The sequence below is a fragment of the Mesorhizobium sp. M4B.F.Ca.ET.203.01.1.1 genome (assembly GCF_004791025.1).
Lineage (GTDB): Bacteria > Pseudomonadota > Alphaproteobacteria > Rhizobiales > Rhizobiaceae > Mesorhizobium > Mesorhizobium abyssinicae.
On record NZ_SRUO01000020.1, the window covers coordinates 43,501 to 59,704 of the forward strand.

Annotated in this window: 13 protein-coding genes and 2 tRNA genes; 4 read left to right on the top strand and 11 right to left on the bottom strand. The window is 64.7% G+C overall.

The window, feature by feature from the left end:
- Nucleotides 1-14 precede the first annotated feature (14 nt).
- Nucleotides 15-1,295: an acetylornithine deacetylase/succinyl-diaminopimelate desuccinylase family protein gene (locus EN846_RS29230; protein WP_127285695.1), complete on the bottom strand. Its 1,281-nt coding sequence runs from the start codon at nucleotides 1,293-1,295 to the stop codon at nucleotides 15-17.
- A gap of 222 nt (nucleotides 1,296-1,517) precedes the next feature.
- Between EN846_RS29230 and EN846_RS29235 the strand changes: the two genes are divergently transcribed.
- The 3 genes from EN846_RS29235 (at nucleotide 1,518) to EN846_RS29245 (ending at nucleotide 4,156) form a co-directional block, all read left to right on the top strand.
- Nucleotides 1,518-1,949, top strand: coding sequence for a L,D-transpeptidase (locus EN846_RS29235; protein ID WP_127285696.1), 432 nt, complete (start codon nucleotides 1,518-1,520; stop codon nucleotides 1,947-1,949).
- A 158-nt stretch (nucleotides 1,950-2,107) separates the two neighbouring features.
- A complete protein-coding gene (locus EN846_RS29240) occupies nucleotides 2,108-2,953 on the top strand; it encodes a hypothetical protein (RefSeq protein WP_128346155.1) in 846 nt (281 codons plus the stop codon).
- A 357-nt stretch (nucleotides 2,954-3,310) separates the two neighbouring features.
- Nucleotides 3,311-4,156, top strand: coding sequence for a hypothetical protein (locus EN846_RS29245; protein ID WP_127394190.1), 846 nt, complete (start codon nucleotides 3,311-3,313; stop codon nucleotides 4,154-4,156).
- 227 nt (nucleotides 4,157-4,383) lie between these two features.
- Here EN846_RS29245 and EN846_RS29250 read toward each other — a convergent pair whose 3' ends face one another.
- From EN846_RS29250 to EN846_RS29295, 10 genes are all read right to left on the bottom strand, one after another.
- On the bottom strand, nucleotides 4,384-5,397 hold the full coding sequence (locus EN846_RS29250) for a lipid A biosynthesis lauroyl acyltransferase (RefSeq protein ID WP_127311765.1): 1,014 nt from the start codon (nucleotides 5,395-5,397) through the stop codon (nucleotides 4,384-4,386).
- 4 nt (nucleotides 5,398-5,401) lie between these two features.
- Nucleotides 5,402-6,427 carry a zinc-binding dehydrogenase gene (locus EN846_RS29255; RefSeq protein WP_127285699.1) on the bottom strand — a complete coding sequence of 342 codons (1,026 nt, stop codon included), beginning with the start codon at nucleotides 6,425-6,427 and terminating at the stop codon, nucleotides 5,402-5,404.
- A gap of 38 nt (nucleotides 6,428-6,465) precedes the next feature.
- A complete protein-coding gene (locus EN846_RS29260; protein WP_127393278.1) occupies nucleotides 6,466-7,737 on the bottom strand; it encodes a beta-ketoacyl-ACP synthase in 1,272 nt (423 codons plus the stop codon).
- Between the two features lie 20 nt (nucleotides 7,738-7,757).
- Nucleotides 7,758-8,948, bottom strand: a complete 1,191-nt coding sequence (locus EN846_RS29265; RefSeq protein ID WP_135858353.1) for a beta-ketoacyl-ACP synthase — start codon at nucleotides 8,946-8,948, stop codon at nucleotides 7,758-7,760.
- 54 nt (nucleotides 8,949-9,002) lie between these two features.
- Nucleotides 9,003-9,284 (bottom strand): acyl carrier protein, encoded by a 282-nt coding sequence (locus tag EN846_RS29270; protein WP_126054139.1) that lies wholly within the window; start codon nucleotides 9,282-9,284, stop codon nucleotides 9,003-9,005.
- A 177-nt stretch (nucleotides 9,285-9,461) separates the two neighbouring features.
- Nucleotides 9,462-10,604 (bottom strand): slipin family protein, encoded by a 1,143-nt coding sequence (locus EN846_RS29275; protein WP_189340610.1) that lies wholly within the window; start codon nucleotides 10,602-10,604, stop codon nucleotides 9,462-9,464.
- A 353-nt stretch (nucleotides 10,605-10,957) separates the two neighbouring features.
- Nucleotides 10,958-11,033 (bottom strand) — tRNA-Arg (locus EN846_RS29280).
- Between the two features lie 2 nt (nucleotides 11,034-11,035).
- Nucleotides 11,036-11,109, bottom strand: a tRNA-OTHER gene (locus tag EN846_RS29285).
- Nucleotides 11,110-11,338: 229 nt separating this feature from the next.
- Nucleotides 11,339-11,887: a histidine phosphatase family protein gene (locus EN846_RS29290; RefSeq protein WP_127311155.1), complete on the bottom strand. Its 549-nt coding sequence runs from the start codon at nucleotides 11,885-11,887 to the stop codon at nucleotides 11,339-11,341.
- A gap of 84 nt (nucleotides 11,888-11,971) precedes the next feature.
- Nucleotides 11,972-14,983 (bottom strand): caspase family protein, encoded by a 3,012-nt coding sequence (locus EN846_RS29295; RefSeq protein ID WP_135858355.1) that lies wholly within the window; start codon nucleotides 14,981-14,983, stop codon nucleotides 11,972-11,974.
- Nucleotides 14,984-15,127: 144 nt separating this feature from the next.
- On the opposite strand from EN846_RS29295, the gene EN846_RS29300 reads away from it, so the two are divergent.
- Complete coding sequence (locus EN846_RS29300; protein ID WP_135858358.1) at nucleotides 15,128-16,078, top strand: AEC family transporter; 951 nt, start codon at nucleotides 15,128-15,130, stop codon at nucleotides 16,076-16,078.
- Nucleotides 16,079-16,204 lie beyond the last annotated feature (126 nt).

Sequence of the window (16,204 nt, forward strand, 5' to 3'; positions counted from 1 at the left end):
TGTTTTCGTATGGATCAGTCCGCGACGGTGCCCCGCAACAGCACGTTGAGGCCGATCGCCATCACCTTGGCCGATTCCACCATGTCGGCGATGCCGACCCATTCGTCGGGCCGGTGGGCCAGGTCGAGAATGCCCGGCCCATAGGCGATGCAGTCATAGATGTGGCCGATACGGGCGACGTGCTTCTGGTCGTAGGTACCGGGCGAAATCACATAGTCGGGCTCGCGGTCGAATATCGCCATGATGCCTTGCGCCACAGCTTTCACCACCGGAGCGTCGCGCTCGGTCATCAGCGGCAGCACTTCCATCAGATCGCGGATCTCGTAGTCGAACTTCTTCCGCTCGCGCTTCAGCCGCTCCAGGATATCCGTCACCTCGCTCTTCACCGTGGCGAGGTCCTCCTCGAGCAGGAAGCGCCTGTCGATGGTCAGCCGGCAGGAATCGGGCACGTTGGGGGAGGGCAGGCCGGGACGAAAATCCTCGGTCTGGCCGCCATGGATGGAATTGATGTTCATGGTCGAGCGCTTGGCGCCTTCAGGCACCACCGGCATGCGCGTCACCTTGCGGTCGAGGGCCGGGAACAGTTCATCCTCGAAGGCCTGCAGCACGGCGCCCATGTGGCGCACCGCATTGTCGCCGAGGAACGGCATCGAGCCATGCGCGATCTCGCCCTTGGTCTCGATCTCCGCCCACCAGACGCCGCGATGGCCAAGGCAGATGCGATCCTTGTTCAGCGGTTCCGGAATGATGACGTGGTCGACTTTCGGCTTCGAGAAATAGCCGAGCCTGGCAAGATGGGCGACCCCGCCGAAGCCGCCGGACTCCTCGTCGACCGTACCCGAGATCTCGATGGCGCCCGGGAAGTCCGGGAACACCTCCATGAATGCCTCGGCGGCGATGATCGAGGCCGCCAGCCCGCCCTTCATGTCGCAGGCGCCACGGCCGTAGACCCTGCCGTCCTTCACCAGCCCGGCGAACGGATCGACGGTCCAGCCTTCGCCGGCCTCGACGACGTCGATATGCGAGTTGAAATGCACGCAGGCGCCGGCCGATCTGCCGTCGAAGCGGGCAACGACGTTGACGCGCGGGTAGCGGTCGGTGTCGCCGGGGGTGCCTTCGGCGCGGATGAACTCGGTTTCGAAGCCGCGCTTCCTCAGGCGCTCGCCGACATATTCGGCGCAGGGGCGATAGGCCTCGCCTGGCGGATTGACGGTCGGGAAGCGGATCAGGTCCGCGGTCAGCGCAACGAGGTCGTCGATCCGCGCGTCGACGGCCTTAAGGAGTCGTTCGGTCATTCCTGAAGTTGAGCAGTGAAGCGGGCGACTGGCAAGCGCGACGGCGAAGTCTTTGAAACTACGTGTCGCGGCGGCAACTATGGCGGGAAAATCGTTCAAATTCGCTGCTTTGGATTGGCGAATTCATCAACGAGTGTGTGTTACTTCATTCACCTGCCGTTAAAATGCTGAAAAATCGCGTGATGGCAGGCATGCAAGGGGCAATCAAAGGGGTTTGATCGCATGAAAAAGACTGTTCTCATGGCAACGATACTGGCGACCGCGCTGTTCGGCACCTCGGTCGCAGGCAAGGCTGCCGCACTGGTGGCCAATATCGACGTATCCTCACAAACGATGACCGTCAGCAAATACGGCCAGGTGCTGTACCGCTGGAGCGTGTCCACCGCCCGCAAAGGTTACTTCACGCCGCGCGGCAGCTACCGCCCGCAGTGGACGGCCCGGATGTGGTATTCGCGCAAATACGAGATGTCGCCGATGCCATACTCAGTGTTCTTCCGTGGCGGCTACGCCATCCACGGCACCGGTGCGGTGAAATATCTCGGGCGTCCGGCCTCGCATGGCTGCGTGCGCCTGCACACCGCCAACGCCGCGACCTTCTATTCGATGGTGCGCGAAGCGGGCTACGGCAACACGCGCATCGTGGTCACCGACTGACCTCGCGCGATTGGCTTTCGGCGCCAAAAGCGTTGCAGCAATGCCGCACTGCAACCGGAACTCGCGTCGACGCATGGTTTCCGGTGCCGGCGTCGATTGCGTGAATCTTCGGCGGTGGTAGGTATCGCAACGTTACTTTTTGATGCTTGGGGACTACAATGTATCGACTTGTTTTGAGCGCGGCGATTGCCGTAACCGCTACTTCCGCCTTCGCTGCCGACGCGCCCGTCGTCCTGGACCAGGAACTCGCCCAGCCGCATGTTTCAGGCTACGGCGAGGTATATCTCGGCGGTCTGTACTTCGCGACCCCAGGGGACGATGCAGACGGCACGACCGCCGGCGGCGCCGCCCGGGTCAATTTTCCGATCGACGCCCGCTGGAACATCCAGACCGACGCAGTGATCGATTCGCTGTGGGTCGAAGGTACGAACATCTACAGCTACGGCGGCGCCATCCATGGTTACTGGCGCGATCCGAGCTCGTATGCCCTGGGCGCCTTTGCCACGATCAACGGATATGGCGGCGACGAGGGCCTCGGTAACGCAGGCCTCTACACTTTCACCGTCGGTCCCGAGGCACAGGCTTATTTCGGCAACGTGACGGTCTACGGGCAGGTCTATTACGGACAGCTGCGGGCCAGCGGCGAACCCGAACACTTCGACAATTGGGGCGGCCGCGGCGTCGTGCGGTATTTCGCGCAGGACGATCTGCGCTTCGACGGCGAACTCGGCTTCTCGCGGCTGTCCGGTTTTGGCGGGCATTTCGATACCGTCTCGGCGGCATTGCAGGCGAACTATCGGTTCTCGGGGACCCCTTGGTCAGTGTTTGGCCGCTATCAGCTGGATCACCTGAGCTTCTCGGAAGCTTCGGGCAGCGTGAACATCCACAAATATCTGATCGGCCTGCGGGCAAGCTTCGGTTCGGACACGTTGCTCTCCGAAGATCGCAACGGCGCCACCATGGATACATTCCGGCCGAACTTCACCGTCCCTGCTCCGCTCTGAGGGAGCTTAATCCAGAGCCGCGAGGAGTACTCCTCGCGGCTTTTTTGTTGCGCATCGGAGCAGGGCAATCGGAGCCTCCGCTTGCGCCGACGGCCGCTCATCTGCCAACGCGCATCGCCGTCACGGATCAGATGGAGTGTTGGAGAAAAGACAATCCGGCTCCTGCCAGTGCTTATGAATACTGCAAGTGCCCATGAACGCTGCACAGTATTTGGGCAGATCAAGGCCAAAGCGTTGCAGTAATGTCGCAGGGCTTCAGAACCCGGCTTCTACGCCCGGGTTTGAGGCTGTTCACGCTTGTGTGAACGGGCAGCGATGGTAAATGCCGGATAAGTCAGACATTTGAGGGGCTTCACGATGTATCGACTTCTCTTTGGTGCGGCACTTGCCGCAACGGCCACGTCGGCTTTTGCCGCCGATGCCGTCGCTCCGATCGTTATGGATCAGGAACTCGCCCAGCCGCATGTTTCGGGCTACGTCGAGGCCTATCTCGGCGGGCTGTATGTGACGGCCGCTGGCGAGCACGCGGATGGCACGACCGCAGGCGGCACGGGCCGGGTCAATTTCCCGATCGATTCCCGCTGGAACGTCCAGACAGACGCGTTCGTCGATTCGCTGTGGGCCGAGGGCACCAACATTTACGGCTATGGCGGCGCGGTTCACGGCTACTGGCGCGATCCCAGCGCCTTTGCGCTTGGCGCGTTCGCCTCCGTCACCGGCTATGGCGGCGACGGGTTCGACGACGATCTCTACAGTTTCTCGGTTGGACCGGAAGGCCAAGTCTACATGGGTAATGTGACCGTGTACGGCCAGGTTTACTATGGCCAGTTGCGGGCCAGTGGCTCGTCCGAGCATATCGACACCTGGGGCGGTCGCGGGGTGGTGCGCTATTTCGCCCAGGACAATCTCCGCTTCGATGGTGAACTGGGCTATTCGACGACATCTGTGGGCCCCTTCGACACCAACACCTTCACCGGCGCGCTGCAGGCTACGTACCGGTTTTCCGGAACGGCGTTTTCGGTGTTCGGCCGCTATCAGTTCGAACGCGCGTCCATATCTGCGTTCGACGTAACCGAGAACATCCACAAATATGTGATTGGCGTGCGGGCGAGCTTCGGTTCGGACACATTGCTTGATGAGGATCGCAACGGCGCCACGATGGATACCGGCCGGCCGAACCTCATCCTGCCTTCGTTACTGTAGTATCGGCGGGAAACAAGAGATTTATGGCGAAGACCGCGAAGAGCAATCTTCGCGGTTTTTCTTTGCCGCGTCCAATCTGCGCACGCGATGGCACATTCACCGAGCGGAATGGAAAAGGCTTCGGCGCCCGGTCCTTCAGTCAGAATTTCCCACAAGCGCAACCGATGAACAAACAACGAAGCCGCGAAGGGTCTCTTCGCGGCTTTTGCTTGGTGCGGCGTCAATGGTCAATTCGGGCCGGGCACCGGGTCAGCCGGCCGCTCCTCGGCCTGCCCACGCCGCTTGCGCCGGCGGCCGCTCATCTCCCAACGCTTGTGGAACCACATCCACTGGCCGGGATCCTCGCGCACCCAGCGCTCGACGACGTCGGCGAGAAGCTGGGTGGTGGCGTGGACGTCGACGCTACCGCTTTCGGTGCGCGGCAAGGTCAGCTTGTCCTCGATGTCCAGGCGGAACCGGTTGCCCGGCAGCCGGACGCAGCGGGCGGGATAGACGTCGCAGTCGTAGTGGCGGGCGAGCATGCCCAGCACCGGATTGCTCTGGCACGGACGGCCGAAAAAGGTCGTCTCCAGTCCGCTGGAGAATTTCTGGTCGACAAGCACGCCGATATTGCCGCCGTTCTCCAGGATGGCGGCAAGCGCGAAGGACGCGCCGGTCGAGGAGGGCAGCAAGCCCCCCATGGTCGAGCGGCGCGTCGAGTGGATGTAGTCGGCGAGATAGGGATTGTTGGGCGGGCGAAACAGCGCGGTGATGTTCATGCCGAAGGTGGCGGCGGCCACCGGCAGCAATTCGAAATTGCCGAGATGGCCGGTGAACAGGATATGCGGCTTCTTCTCGCCGGCGATCTCGACGAAATGCTCGACGCCACGGACGTCGACGCGGCCGGGCTTTGTCGCTTTCGGATCATAATCGAAGAGGGCGTCGAGGAAGATGTACTCGGCCGCCAGCCGGGCCATGTTGCCCCACATGTCGAGCGCGATGGCCTCGATCTCGGCGTCGCTCTTTTCGGGATAGGCAAGGCGCAGATTGTTGACCGCAACGCGGTGACGTCCGACCAGCGGGCCAATGCGGCGGGCGACGCGGTCGGCGAAGTTGAGCGCCTTGTCCGGCGGCAGGAGCCGCAGCAGCGAGATCATCGCCATGGCCAGGCGCGCCACCAGCCAGTGCTCCATCTGGCGCAGCCGCCGGCCGTAGCGGAACATGAAGTCCCGGCGGGCTTTCTTGAGCACCTTGCCGACCATTGCCCTAGACGCGCAGGATGATCTTGCCGAACACGTCGCGGCCTTCCATGCGCTTCAGCGCCGCGTCGATGTCGTCGAAGCCGACTTCGGTGTCGATGACGGGAGCGACGAGGCCGGCCGCCATCTTCTGCATGGCATCGGCCATGTTCTCCATGCGGCAGCCGAAGGAGCCGAGCAGCTTCAGCTGCTGCTGGAAGAGCTGCATAAGATTGACCTGCGTCGACACGCCGGAGGTCGAGCCGCAGGTGACAAGGCGGCCACCGCGCTTGAGGCACAGCATCGAGCCGGCGAAGGTGTCGGCGCCGACATGCTCGAACACGACGTCGACGCCCTTCTTCTTCGTCAGCTTGCGCACGACGCCTTCGAAACGGTCCTCGCGGTAGTTGATGACATGATCGGCGCCGAGCGCCTTGGCCTTGTCGATCTTGTCGTTGGAGCCGACGGTGGTGATGACGGTGCAGCCCATCTTTTTCGCCAGCTGGATCGCGGCGGTGCCGATGCCGGAACCGCCGGCATGGACGAGGATGGTCTCGCCGGGCTCGAGCTTTGCATTGTCGAACAGCATGTGCTCGACCGTGCCGAAGGTAACGGGCGCGACCGCCGCGCCGATCTCGCTGACGCCGGGCGGGGCGGGGACCAGCAGGCGGGCCGGCAGGTTGATCTTCTCTTGCGCGAAGCCGTCGAGGTGGAAGCCATGAACGCCGGAGACGTGCTCGCAGAGATTGTCGCGGCCTTCGCGGCAGGCCCGGCAAAGGCCACAGGTGCGCGCGCCATAGATCGAGACCAGCTGTCCCGGCAGAAGGCTGGAGACGCCGGGTCCGACGGCGTCGACCTCGCCCGAGGCCTCGGCGCCGACGACAAGCGGCAGCTTGCGCTTGGCGAAGGCCATGCCGCGCCAGCCCCAGACGTCGATATGGTTCAGCGCCACCGCCTTGATGCGAAGCGTCACTTCGCCGAGCGAAGGCGGCGGGGGAGGCGGCAGGTCCACCGTTTCAAGACGGCGGTCCTCGATAAGTTGCAATGCGCGCATTGGGCCTGTCAGTTCGTCAAAAGCGGGAAAACGTCCGCTTAGACCGGTTCCCTCGCCATGACAAGGCAGGTGTTCTGGCCGCCGAAGCCGAAGGAGTTCGACAATACGGTGCCGACCTCGGCGTTCCGCTGCTTGTTGGGCACCACGTCGAGCACGATCGCCGGGTCGGGATTGTCGTAATTGATGGTCGGCGGAATGACGCTTTCGCGCATGGTCATCAGCGAGAAAGCGGCCTCGACCGCGCCGGCTGCCGACAGCGTGTGGCCGATCATCGACTTGTTGGACGAGATCGGCATCGAGCCGATCCGCTCGCCGAATACGGTCGACAACGACAGATGCTCCATCTTGTCGTTTTCAGGCGTCGAGGTGCCATGCGCGTTGACGTAGTCGATCTCGTCCTCGCTCAGGCCGGCATCGGCAAGGGCGGCGCGCACCGCAGCGATCGCCGGCGAACCATCGGGCTTGGAGCGGGTACGGTGGAAATCGTCGGCCTTTTCGCCGCAGCCGCGCATGATGCCGAGGATAGGGGCGCCACGGGCAAGGGCCGCCTCCAGCGATTCCAGCACCAGCGCGCCGGATCCCTCGGCCAGCACAAAGCCGTCGCGATCCTTGGAAAAAGGCTTCGACGCCTTTTCCGGGATGTCGTTGTGAGTGGAGAGCGCCGAAAGCAGCGAGAAGCGGATCAGCGCCTCGGCGGTCGCCGAGCCGTCGGCGCCGATCGACAGCGCCTTGTCGCATTCGCCGCGGCGGATCGCCTCGACGCCGAGCTGGATGGCGGTGGCGCCGGAAGCGCAGGCGGTCGACAGCGTGATCGGCAGGCCGCGCGTTCCGAAACGGTCGGCCAGCCGGTCGGCGATCGAACCGAACTGGGTGGTCTCGAAGATGTCGAGCTCCTTCAGCGCGCGCGCCACGCGCAGCAGCCTCTCGGCGCCGGCATCCTGCTTGTCGGAATTGTAGAGCGAAAAACGGTCGGCCCAGTCGAGTTCGACCGGCGGCGAGGCAAGGAAGAGCGGTCCGGCGAAATCGCCGCTGTCGAGCCCGGCTTCCGCCACCGCCTCCTGCGCCGCGGTCTCGGCCAGCTCGTAGGTGAGGGGGCTGGCGCCCTTGGAGCTTGACGGCAGGAAGTCGACCATGCCGGAGATGCGGGTGTTCAGATGATCGACCGGAAAGCGGGTGATCGGGTGGATGCCGGACTTGCCGGAGGTGAGCGCCGCCCAATTGTCGGCCTTGCCGACGCCCAGCGACGTCACCACGCCGATGCCGGTGACGGCGACGATCGGCCTGCCCATGTGGTCGTTCAGATTGGCCATGTTTTGTCCCTGGTGGTCACTCAGGCCGCCTTGATCAGCCCCATGCCCTCGAATTGGTGATAGCCGATCGCCGTTGCAAGCACGGTCGTGGGAATGCCGGCGAACGGCTTCTCGGTCGCGGCATCGAAAGCGGGATAGGCGGCCTTGCGCTCGACGGTGAGCGCCGCCAGCGCCACGGCGAAGGGGAACTGCGCCTCCTTCATATGGCCGGTCAGCGTCGAAAAGGCACGCGCCGCGATCGCCGGGTGGGCGGCGAACGCGGCTCTTTCGGCCGCTGTGGCGGTGTGGGCGCCGGAGGCGCCGGAGATCGCCAGCAATTCGCCATTCGGCAGCGCCGTCTGATCGAGCAAGGTCGCGATCTCGGCATCGAGCCCGCCGTTCCGCCGCTTGGCGCGGCCGGAAACGATGGGGCCGAGCTCGGCGTAGATCTTGCGCCCGCGGCTCGTCGCGTGCTCGCGCTGCTCCAGCACCAGGAAAGCGCCGCCAGATCCGGTCACCACGCCGCCGCCTTCGCCGCCCTGCCTTTGCCAGACAGGCTTCCAGGCGCCACGATGGAGGTAGCCGGCCAACTCGTAGCCGAGCAGCATGTCGGAATGTTCGGTCTGGAAGGCGCCGCCGACCAGCACATGCGTCGACTGTCCCGAGCGGATGCGCGCGGCCGCCGTCTCGACGGCGGCGACGCCAGCGCCTTCCTCGCCCATGAAGGTGCGGGACGACCCGGTGACCTTGTGGACGATCGAGATGTTGCCAGCGAGCAAATTGGAGAGCTGGGCGAGGAACAGCGTCGGGCGCAGTTCAGTGGTCAGCTTCTCGTTGAGCAGCACGTCGCGGTCGTTGCGGCTTTCGGATGCGGCGAGGATGGCGGCATCGACCGCCTCGTCGCGCTCGCCGCCGCCGGCTGCCACCACCATGTCCATGGTCGCGCAGAGCTCGTCATTGCCCTTGATGCCGGCATCGTCCAGCGCCAGACCCGCCGCATAGGTGCCGAGCCGCTGCCACGTCTCCATCTGCCGCTGGTCGCCGCGCTTGGCGATCTGCAGGTTCCAGTCGATCTCCGGCAGCGGGTGGATGGTATAGGGCGCAAAGCGCCCGGCATCGAGCACCGGCTCAAGGCCGGGCTGGGCGAGCTTCTGCCAGTGCGCATCCGGGCCCTCTCCCAGCGAGGAGACAAGGCCGATACCGGTGATGACGACGTCGTGGGGGCTGCTCATGGGCGGCTTTGTGGGTCACGTGGCCGGGCGCGTCAAGTTCGCGCCCGAACCGCCTCAGGCGTTCTTGGCCGCGACCAGCGCGTCGATCTTGGCGCACAGGTTCTTCATGACGAAATAGTCGTCGGTCGAGGCCTTGCCGTCGTTGACCTCCTGCGTCCACTTCTCCAGCGGCACCTTGATGCCGAATTCCTTGTCGATGGCAAAGACGATGTCGAGGAAATCGAGGCTGTCGATGCCGAGATCGTCGATGGTGTGGCTTTCGGGCGTGATCGTCTCGATATCGATCTCGCTGGTGTCGGCAATGATCTTGGCGACTTTGTCGAACGTGGTGGACAAGGGCTCTTCCTTCGGTTGCGGGCGGAATCTGTCCGCATCTTGTTTGGGCGCTGTCTAATCGGTTTTTCCGGGCAGGAAAAGGGCTGATAAGCCCGGTGCAGATGGGATGCTGGCTTTCGAAACGCAAGAAGGGCCGCCGGATTGCCGGCGGCCCTTCCCATTTGACGTCACGTCAGCTCAGTTTTCACGGAGCTTAACCAGGTCGTTCAGCAGTCCGCCCGTCCCGTTATGGACGGTCAGCCGCTCGACCTTGCCGGCGATGGCTTCCAGAGCCTCGAGCTCCTTCAGCCGCAGCATCACCGGGTTCTCGGCCATCACCTTGGCCGTGTTGAGGAGCGAACGCGTCGCGTTCGTCTCCTCGCGCCGGCGGATGACGTTGGCCTCGGCCTGCTTCTCGGCCGAAACCACCTGGTTGAGGATCTCGCGCATCTCGCCCGGCAGGATCACATCCTTGAGCGCGATGTCGCTGACCTCGACCCCGATCTCGGCCATGTCGGCGCGGACCTTGGCCGCCGCCTCCTCGTCGACCGTCACCTTCTTTTCAAGGATCTGGTCGAGCGTGAGCGCGCCAAGCGTCTTGCGGAAGGCGTACTGCAGGGCGCGGTAGAGGGCTTCAGAGAAGTCCTTCACCGCGCTCACCGCCTTGACCGGATCGAGGACCCGGTATTCGGCGGCGATGTTGACGCGGATCGTCACGCGATCCTTGGTCAGCACTTCCTGCCCGGCGACGTCGAGCGACTGGCGCTTGAGGTCGACGACCTTGATCTGCACCATGCGCCCGACGTTCCAGAAGGCGTGCACGCCCGCGGCAAGCGTCCGCGCCAGCGCCCCGTCGACGAACAGCAGTCCGGCCTGACCGTCGACCACCGGGTGAACGGACATCAGTTCCGTCTTGCGGGCCTGGCCGAGCCGGCGCATGAGAGCCGGATCGATCGCAAGATCGGCCGAGGTGTCGACCAGCGTCACCTTCCACGGGCCGGCATCGGTCCACAGCACGAGCTTGCGATCCGGCGCCAGGACGGCATGGAGGTTGCCGTCACGCTCGATGACGGCGACATCCGTACGCCCGGTGCGAACGACGGTGAAATGACGCGCCGCCACCTCCGGCAGCTTGTCGAACAACGCCTTCTCGTAGGCCGAAACGAATTCCGGGTTCTTCAGGTCGTGCCGGGACACTTCAAGGCGTCCGCGCCGGTTGGCAAGCCAATGCTCGCCCGGCATCAGGACAGCCTTGATCTCCCCCTTGTAGAGGGTGACGGCCCGTTCGTTTTCCTTAACAAGGACGCGCTCGCGCCCCAGAACCTTATCGAGAATGGTCATTGTCTTCACTCCTGTCGGGCATGGCCCCATGCGAGGCGTCAACTCATGCGTCGATCATCCTTTTCGTTTCTCGTTTCCCTTTTCCCGGCACGAATGATCCGGAGACCGGTGGCATCGCCAAGCAGCGGGCTTTCGGGAGCGGATCGCGAGGCAGCGAAGCGGGCGCCGGAGGCCTTGGCCTCCCTAGCCGGCGACACTGCGCCTTGATCGTCACCGCGGGCCTGGCCGCGAGCCGATGGCGTTGGATCTGCCGGTACGGCCTTGGCCCGAAGGCTTCGGCCGTCCGTCAGCTCTTTCGCATTCCGGTCCCCGGACCGATTTTCCGAATAACACCGTGACAGGGTGGCTTGGCTTGGAAGGCCAATGGAGAAGGATTCGAACCTTCGACCGTCAGATTCGTGATCTGATGCTCTACCCAACTGAGCTATCCGTGGTGCAGACAGCAGGATTCGAACCTGCGACCTCCGGATCCAAATCCGGCGCTCTCCCCCTGAGCTACATCCGCGATCCCAACCTCCGAAACGGCGCCGTACACAGGGCGGCAGTGCCGCCTGCGCGGGCGGAGACGAAAGCTCCAACCGCTGTGCTCGCTTCGGTTTTCGTGACCGGGAGCGCGCCTATAGACCCTGCGACGGGTTGTCGCAAGCGGCATTGTCGCGGCGGCTTTGCGGCTTCTTTCGGCAGTGGCATTTCGGCAACAGTTGCAACCATCGCCTGTATCAGGCTCGCGCCCGTCAGAAAGTGACGCGGCCAAGCACCCTTAGGCCGTCGCCCTGTGGCTCGACCACCACCGCTTCGCCTTCGCGCGGCGCGACGCCGGTCAGCGCCATGATGTTCTCCAGATGGGTGACCAGCACCAGATTGTCGGAACCGGAATAGCCGCGAATCTCCTTGAGCGTCGCCTCAAGCTGTGCGGCCTTCTCGGCGGGATCGGTCTTCAGGAGGTCGAGCGGCGCGAAAGGCTCGGGCTCGGCCTCGAAGGCGATGCGGGCGGTGTCGAGGCAGCGGCAGTAGCGGCTGGAGAGCACGCGCTCGATGGGTGCTGCGCGGGCGGCGAACAGGGCGCCGATCCGGCTCGCCTGCTGCTGGCCGCGCGCCGACAAATTGAGCTGGGTCGGGCATTTGGCGATGTCGAAATTGGCCGGATCGGCAGCGCCGGTGACCATGGCATGGCGCAAAAGCACGATATGGCCGCCGTCGCGCAGCAGCGCCCAGCCGGCATCCGTCGCATGCGCCGTGGCAGAAGCGAGGAGCAGCATCAGCGCCAGGAGAAATCGAACCATCAGCCATCCTTCTTGCATCCACCGGCAGCGACGGCGGTGAGCGCCATATAGGGACCGCAAAGCCGGCTGAAAGACAAGCTCGGGCTATTTCTTCGCCAGTTGCTGCTTCACCAGCTCGATCTTCTTGTCGGTGAGCGGGATCGGGATGGTGTAGCCGGCTTCGACAAAACCCTCCTTGGCATTTTCGAAGAACTCGATCGCTTTCAAATAATCGGCGTCGCCTCCGCCCTGGCTGGCGCGGTTCCAATAGACATCGCCGAGGTTGTTCTGCGCGAAGGCCCACTGCAGCGGCTGGCTGTCGCGGGTGAACACTTTGAGCGTCGCCTGGAAGGCCGCTTCGGCCTCGTCCAGATATTTGCCGCTGCGTTCGAGCGTGCCGAGATTAAGCAGGCTCATGCCGATGCCGTTCTGGGCGTTCGCCCAATCGACGGGTGCCGCTTCCAAGGTCAGCACCTCGAGCGCGGCCCGGCGCGCGGCGACCGACTCGGCCAGGGACGTGGTATCGCCTTCGGCCATGCTCAGCCAATGCAGCGCCGAGCCGAGGCCGGCCTGGGCCAGCGCCCATTGCCGCGGCGTCGTCTCGCGCTTGTATTCTCGCAACGCGTCCCGATAGGCCGTCACCGCATCCTTGTAGTGTTCCGGCTTGTCGGACAGGCCGCCGAGCAATTGCAGCGTGTTGCCGAGATTGTAGGCGGTCATCGCCCAGTCGAGCGGAAAGGCGCGCCTGGTGTAGATGCGCCGCGCCGCCCGGAAGGCGGCAACCGACTGCTCCAGTCTCGCCGGATCGCGGGCGCGCTGGCCGAGCGTCTGGTAGACCGAGCCGAGATTGTTCTGGGTGGAAGCCCAGTCCATCGGGAAACGCTTGCGGGTGAAGACGCTCAGCGCATCGCCATAGGCCGTCGCCGCTTCTTCGAGCTCGCCGGTGCCGAGATCGAAGCGGGCGGCGCTGCTCAGCGCGTTGCCGAGATTGAGCCGGCTGGTCGCCCAGGAAACCGGGAAGGTCTCGCGCGTGCGGATCTCGAGCGCGGCGCGGAAGGCCGCGGCCGCCTCGGTGATCTTCGCCTGATCGTTGAGCTGCGTGCCCAGCGACACCAGCGTGTTGCCGAGATTGTTCTCAACCATTGCCCACTGCACCGGCGCCTTCTCGCGCGTGTACTCCTGCAGCGCCAGCCGATAGGCGGCCTCGGCGTCAACAAGGCGCTCGCCGCCGGGCTCGCGTTCCGAGAGCGCGTAAAGCGCCAGGCCGAGATTGTTCTGCGAGGCGGCCCAGTCGAGCGGAACCTTGTCGCGCGGCCGCTTTTCCAGCGTCGCGCGCATGGCGGCAACCGCCTCGTTCACGCGCTTGGGGTCGCTCTCCCGTTCGCCGATCTTCAACAGGACATTGGCGAGATTGTTCTGGGCTGCGGCCCAGTTGAGGTCGTCCTTCTCGCGCTCGAAGACGACCAGCGAGTCCCGGAAGATCCGTGCCGCTTCATCGAGCCTGGCCGTGTCGGTTTCGCGCTCGCCAATGGTCTGCAGCACCACCGCCATGTTGTTGCGGGTGATCGCCCAGTCGCGGTTCTGTTGGCCATTGGGAATAAAGCCGAGGATGACCTGATAGGCATCGATCGCCTGCTCGAGCGCCTTCCTGTCGCCGGTGGCATCGCCATGCGCGTTCAGCGCCTCGGCCTCCTGGTTCTTGTAATTCCAGCGCAGCTTGTCGTCCCACTTCTCGACCAGCGAGAACGCCTTGCCGTAGTCACTGGCGGCGGCGCTGTAGTCGAAGACCAGCGCCGAGGCATCGGCTCGCCTGGCATAGATGGCGGCATCGGCAAGGCGCTTCTGCCGGACCAGTTCCTCCGCCTGGTCGACGGCGCCGCGGGTCTGCTCGACCCGGCTCACCGCTTCGTCGAGGAACTTGTGCGCGGTGACTATCGCGCCCTGGCCGATCGCCTTGTCGGCCGAGGCTACGAGGCGCTTGATCTCGGGGTCGTCGGTGCTGAGCGCGTCGCGCTCTGACAGCATCTTCTTCAGCCGCTCGGCCTGGGCATCGAGGAGCTTTTCCAGGTCCGTTGGGTCCTCGGGTATCTTCTCCGTGCCCAGTGCCCTGAGCACGCCATAGAGCGCGTCGAGCGGCACGCCGTCCTGCTGCGAAGCCAGTTCCACTTGCGAGCGCTTCGGATCGGGCAGGTCGGCGATGGTCAAAAGCAGCTGCCGCCGCTCGCCGGTGATCAGCCCGTCATCGCCGGCCGGCTCCGGCGGCGCGACGCCGAAATAGAGCAGCCGGCGCAGGCTTTCGTTGACCCATGGCCGTTGCCTGGCCTTGGTGTCGAGATAGACCTCCTCGGTCACCATGCGCATGACCGAGCCGAATTCGGTGCCCTTCATCGCGGCGAGGTGGCGCAGAAGCGCCGCCGCATAGGGACTGTTCTCGCCGGCGGCGCCATCGAGCGCCGGGCGTCCGGGCTCGGCGGCGAAGCCGACCACGGTTCCTAGGTTTTCCGTCGCCGGCGCGCTGCCGAGCGCCTTGGCGCCGCGCACCGGTTCCAGCCCGCCGGCTCCGATCGGCGAGGCCGAGGCGGTCGGCGCGCGGCGCAACTCAGCGTCAGGCGGAAACGGATTGGTGCGGCAGGCATCGAGCAGCATGATCGTCACCGGCACCGTCTTCTTCAGCTCCTCCATGACGGCGGAGATCGGCACCAGGGCGTTGTCGGCATCCTTCAGCGAGGACATATCGGCATCGACCGGGACCAGGTAGTTCTCGCCGCCGGCCTCGATGCCGTGGCCGGAATAATAGATGAAGGCGACATCGGCACCCTCGGCGTCCTCGACGAAGCGCTCGAGGTCGCGCTTCAGTTTCGCGGCATCGCGATCGGTGACGCTGCGGGCATCGAAGCCGAGATCGGTCAGCATCTTGGCCATGTCGCGGGCGTCGTTGGCCGGGTTTGGCAGGGTGGCGATGTGCTCGTAGGCCGATTGGCCGACGATGAGAGCGACGCCCTTGAGGTTCTCCGCGCCGTTGGCCAGCGTCGCGACGAGACAGAGCAAGCCGGTGACGAAAACCGTCAGCCACGCCCTTGCCGAAAGGTGATGGTTCGGGGTTTTGAGCAAACCCATTCGCCGCGTATCCCCCTGACGATCCCAAGCCTCTATAACGCTGCCAGCCGACCTTGATCAATTCGGGCGGGGGCAGGAAGCGGGGTAGGCCTTCCTCGGCCGGCGCGATTGCGTTGCAAACGGGGCTCGCCTATCACGGGAAAAATGTCCCCGCTCACCGAAACCGTCCTTTTCGTCTTCAGCCTCGTCGCGCTCGGCTACCTTGCCGGGTTCACCGGCTATCTGAGGCCGGCGAGCGGCGAGGGCATCTCGGAATTCGCCATCAACGTGGCGATGCCGCTGCTTCTGTTCCAGACGATGGTGAAGTCCGATTTCCACGGCGTGGCGCCGTGGTCGCTATGGGGCGCCTATTTTACGGCAGTGGCCATCACCTGGGCGGTGGGGCATCTCGTCACCACGCGGGTCTTCGGCAGGGATTCGCGCACGGGCATCGTCGGCGGCGTGTCGTCTGGCTATTCCAACATCGTCCTGCTCGGCGCGCCCTTCATCCTCGGCATATTCGGACCGAGCGGCTTCGAGGTCCTGTCGCTGCTGGTCTCCGTCCACCTGCCGGTCACGATGATGGCCTCGATCGTCCTGTTCGAGATGTTCGGCCGCGGCGCCGGCGAGCCCGCGCATCCGCTGCGCGTCGTCACCAGCTTCCTCAGGCGGCTGTTCCTCAATCCGCTGGTCATCGGCATACTCGCCGGACTTGCCTTCCGCCTGAGCGGCGCGCCGCTGCCGGAGCTCGTCTCGCGTGTGGTCGATGCCCTGGCGGATACCGCCGGGCCGGTGGCGCTGTTCGCCATGGGGCTCAGCCTGCGCCGCTTCGGCATCTCCGGCAACATCCGGCCGGCTCTGGCGCTGTCTGCGCTGAAACTCTTCCTGATGCCGGGGCTGGTGCTTGGCCTGGTCTGGCTGCTCGGCTTGCCGCCGCTGACGGCCAAGGTGGCGGTGGTGGTGGCGGCGTTGCCCTCGGGCATCAATTCCTACCTGATCGCCGTCCAGTTCAACACCGGCCAGGCGCTGGCGTCGAACCAGATAACCATCGCGACGGCGAGCGCGGTGGTGACCACGTCCTTCTGGCTGACGGTGGTTCTCCACGTCTTCGGATAGGGGAGCGGCCGCGCGGCCAACTCTCGCCTTTGCTGGTCCAACCCCTATATGCCATCTTGCGATTGCTTGCCGGCCTTTCCCTAGGTAAGAGCAGTGCGCCAGCGTGCGGCCACGGGGCACGCCCAA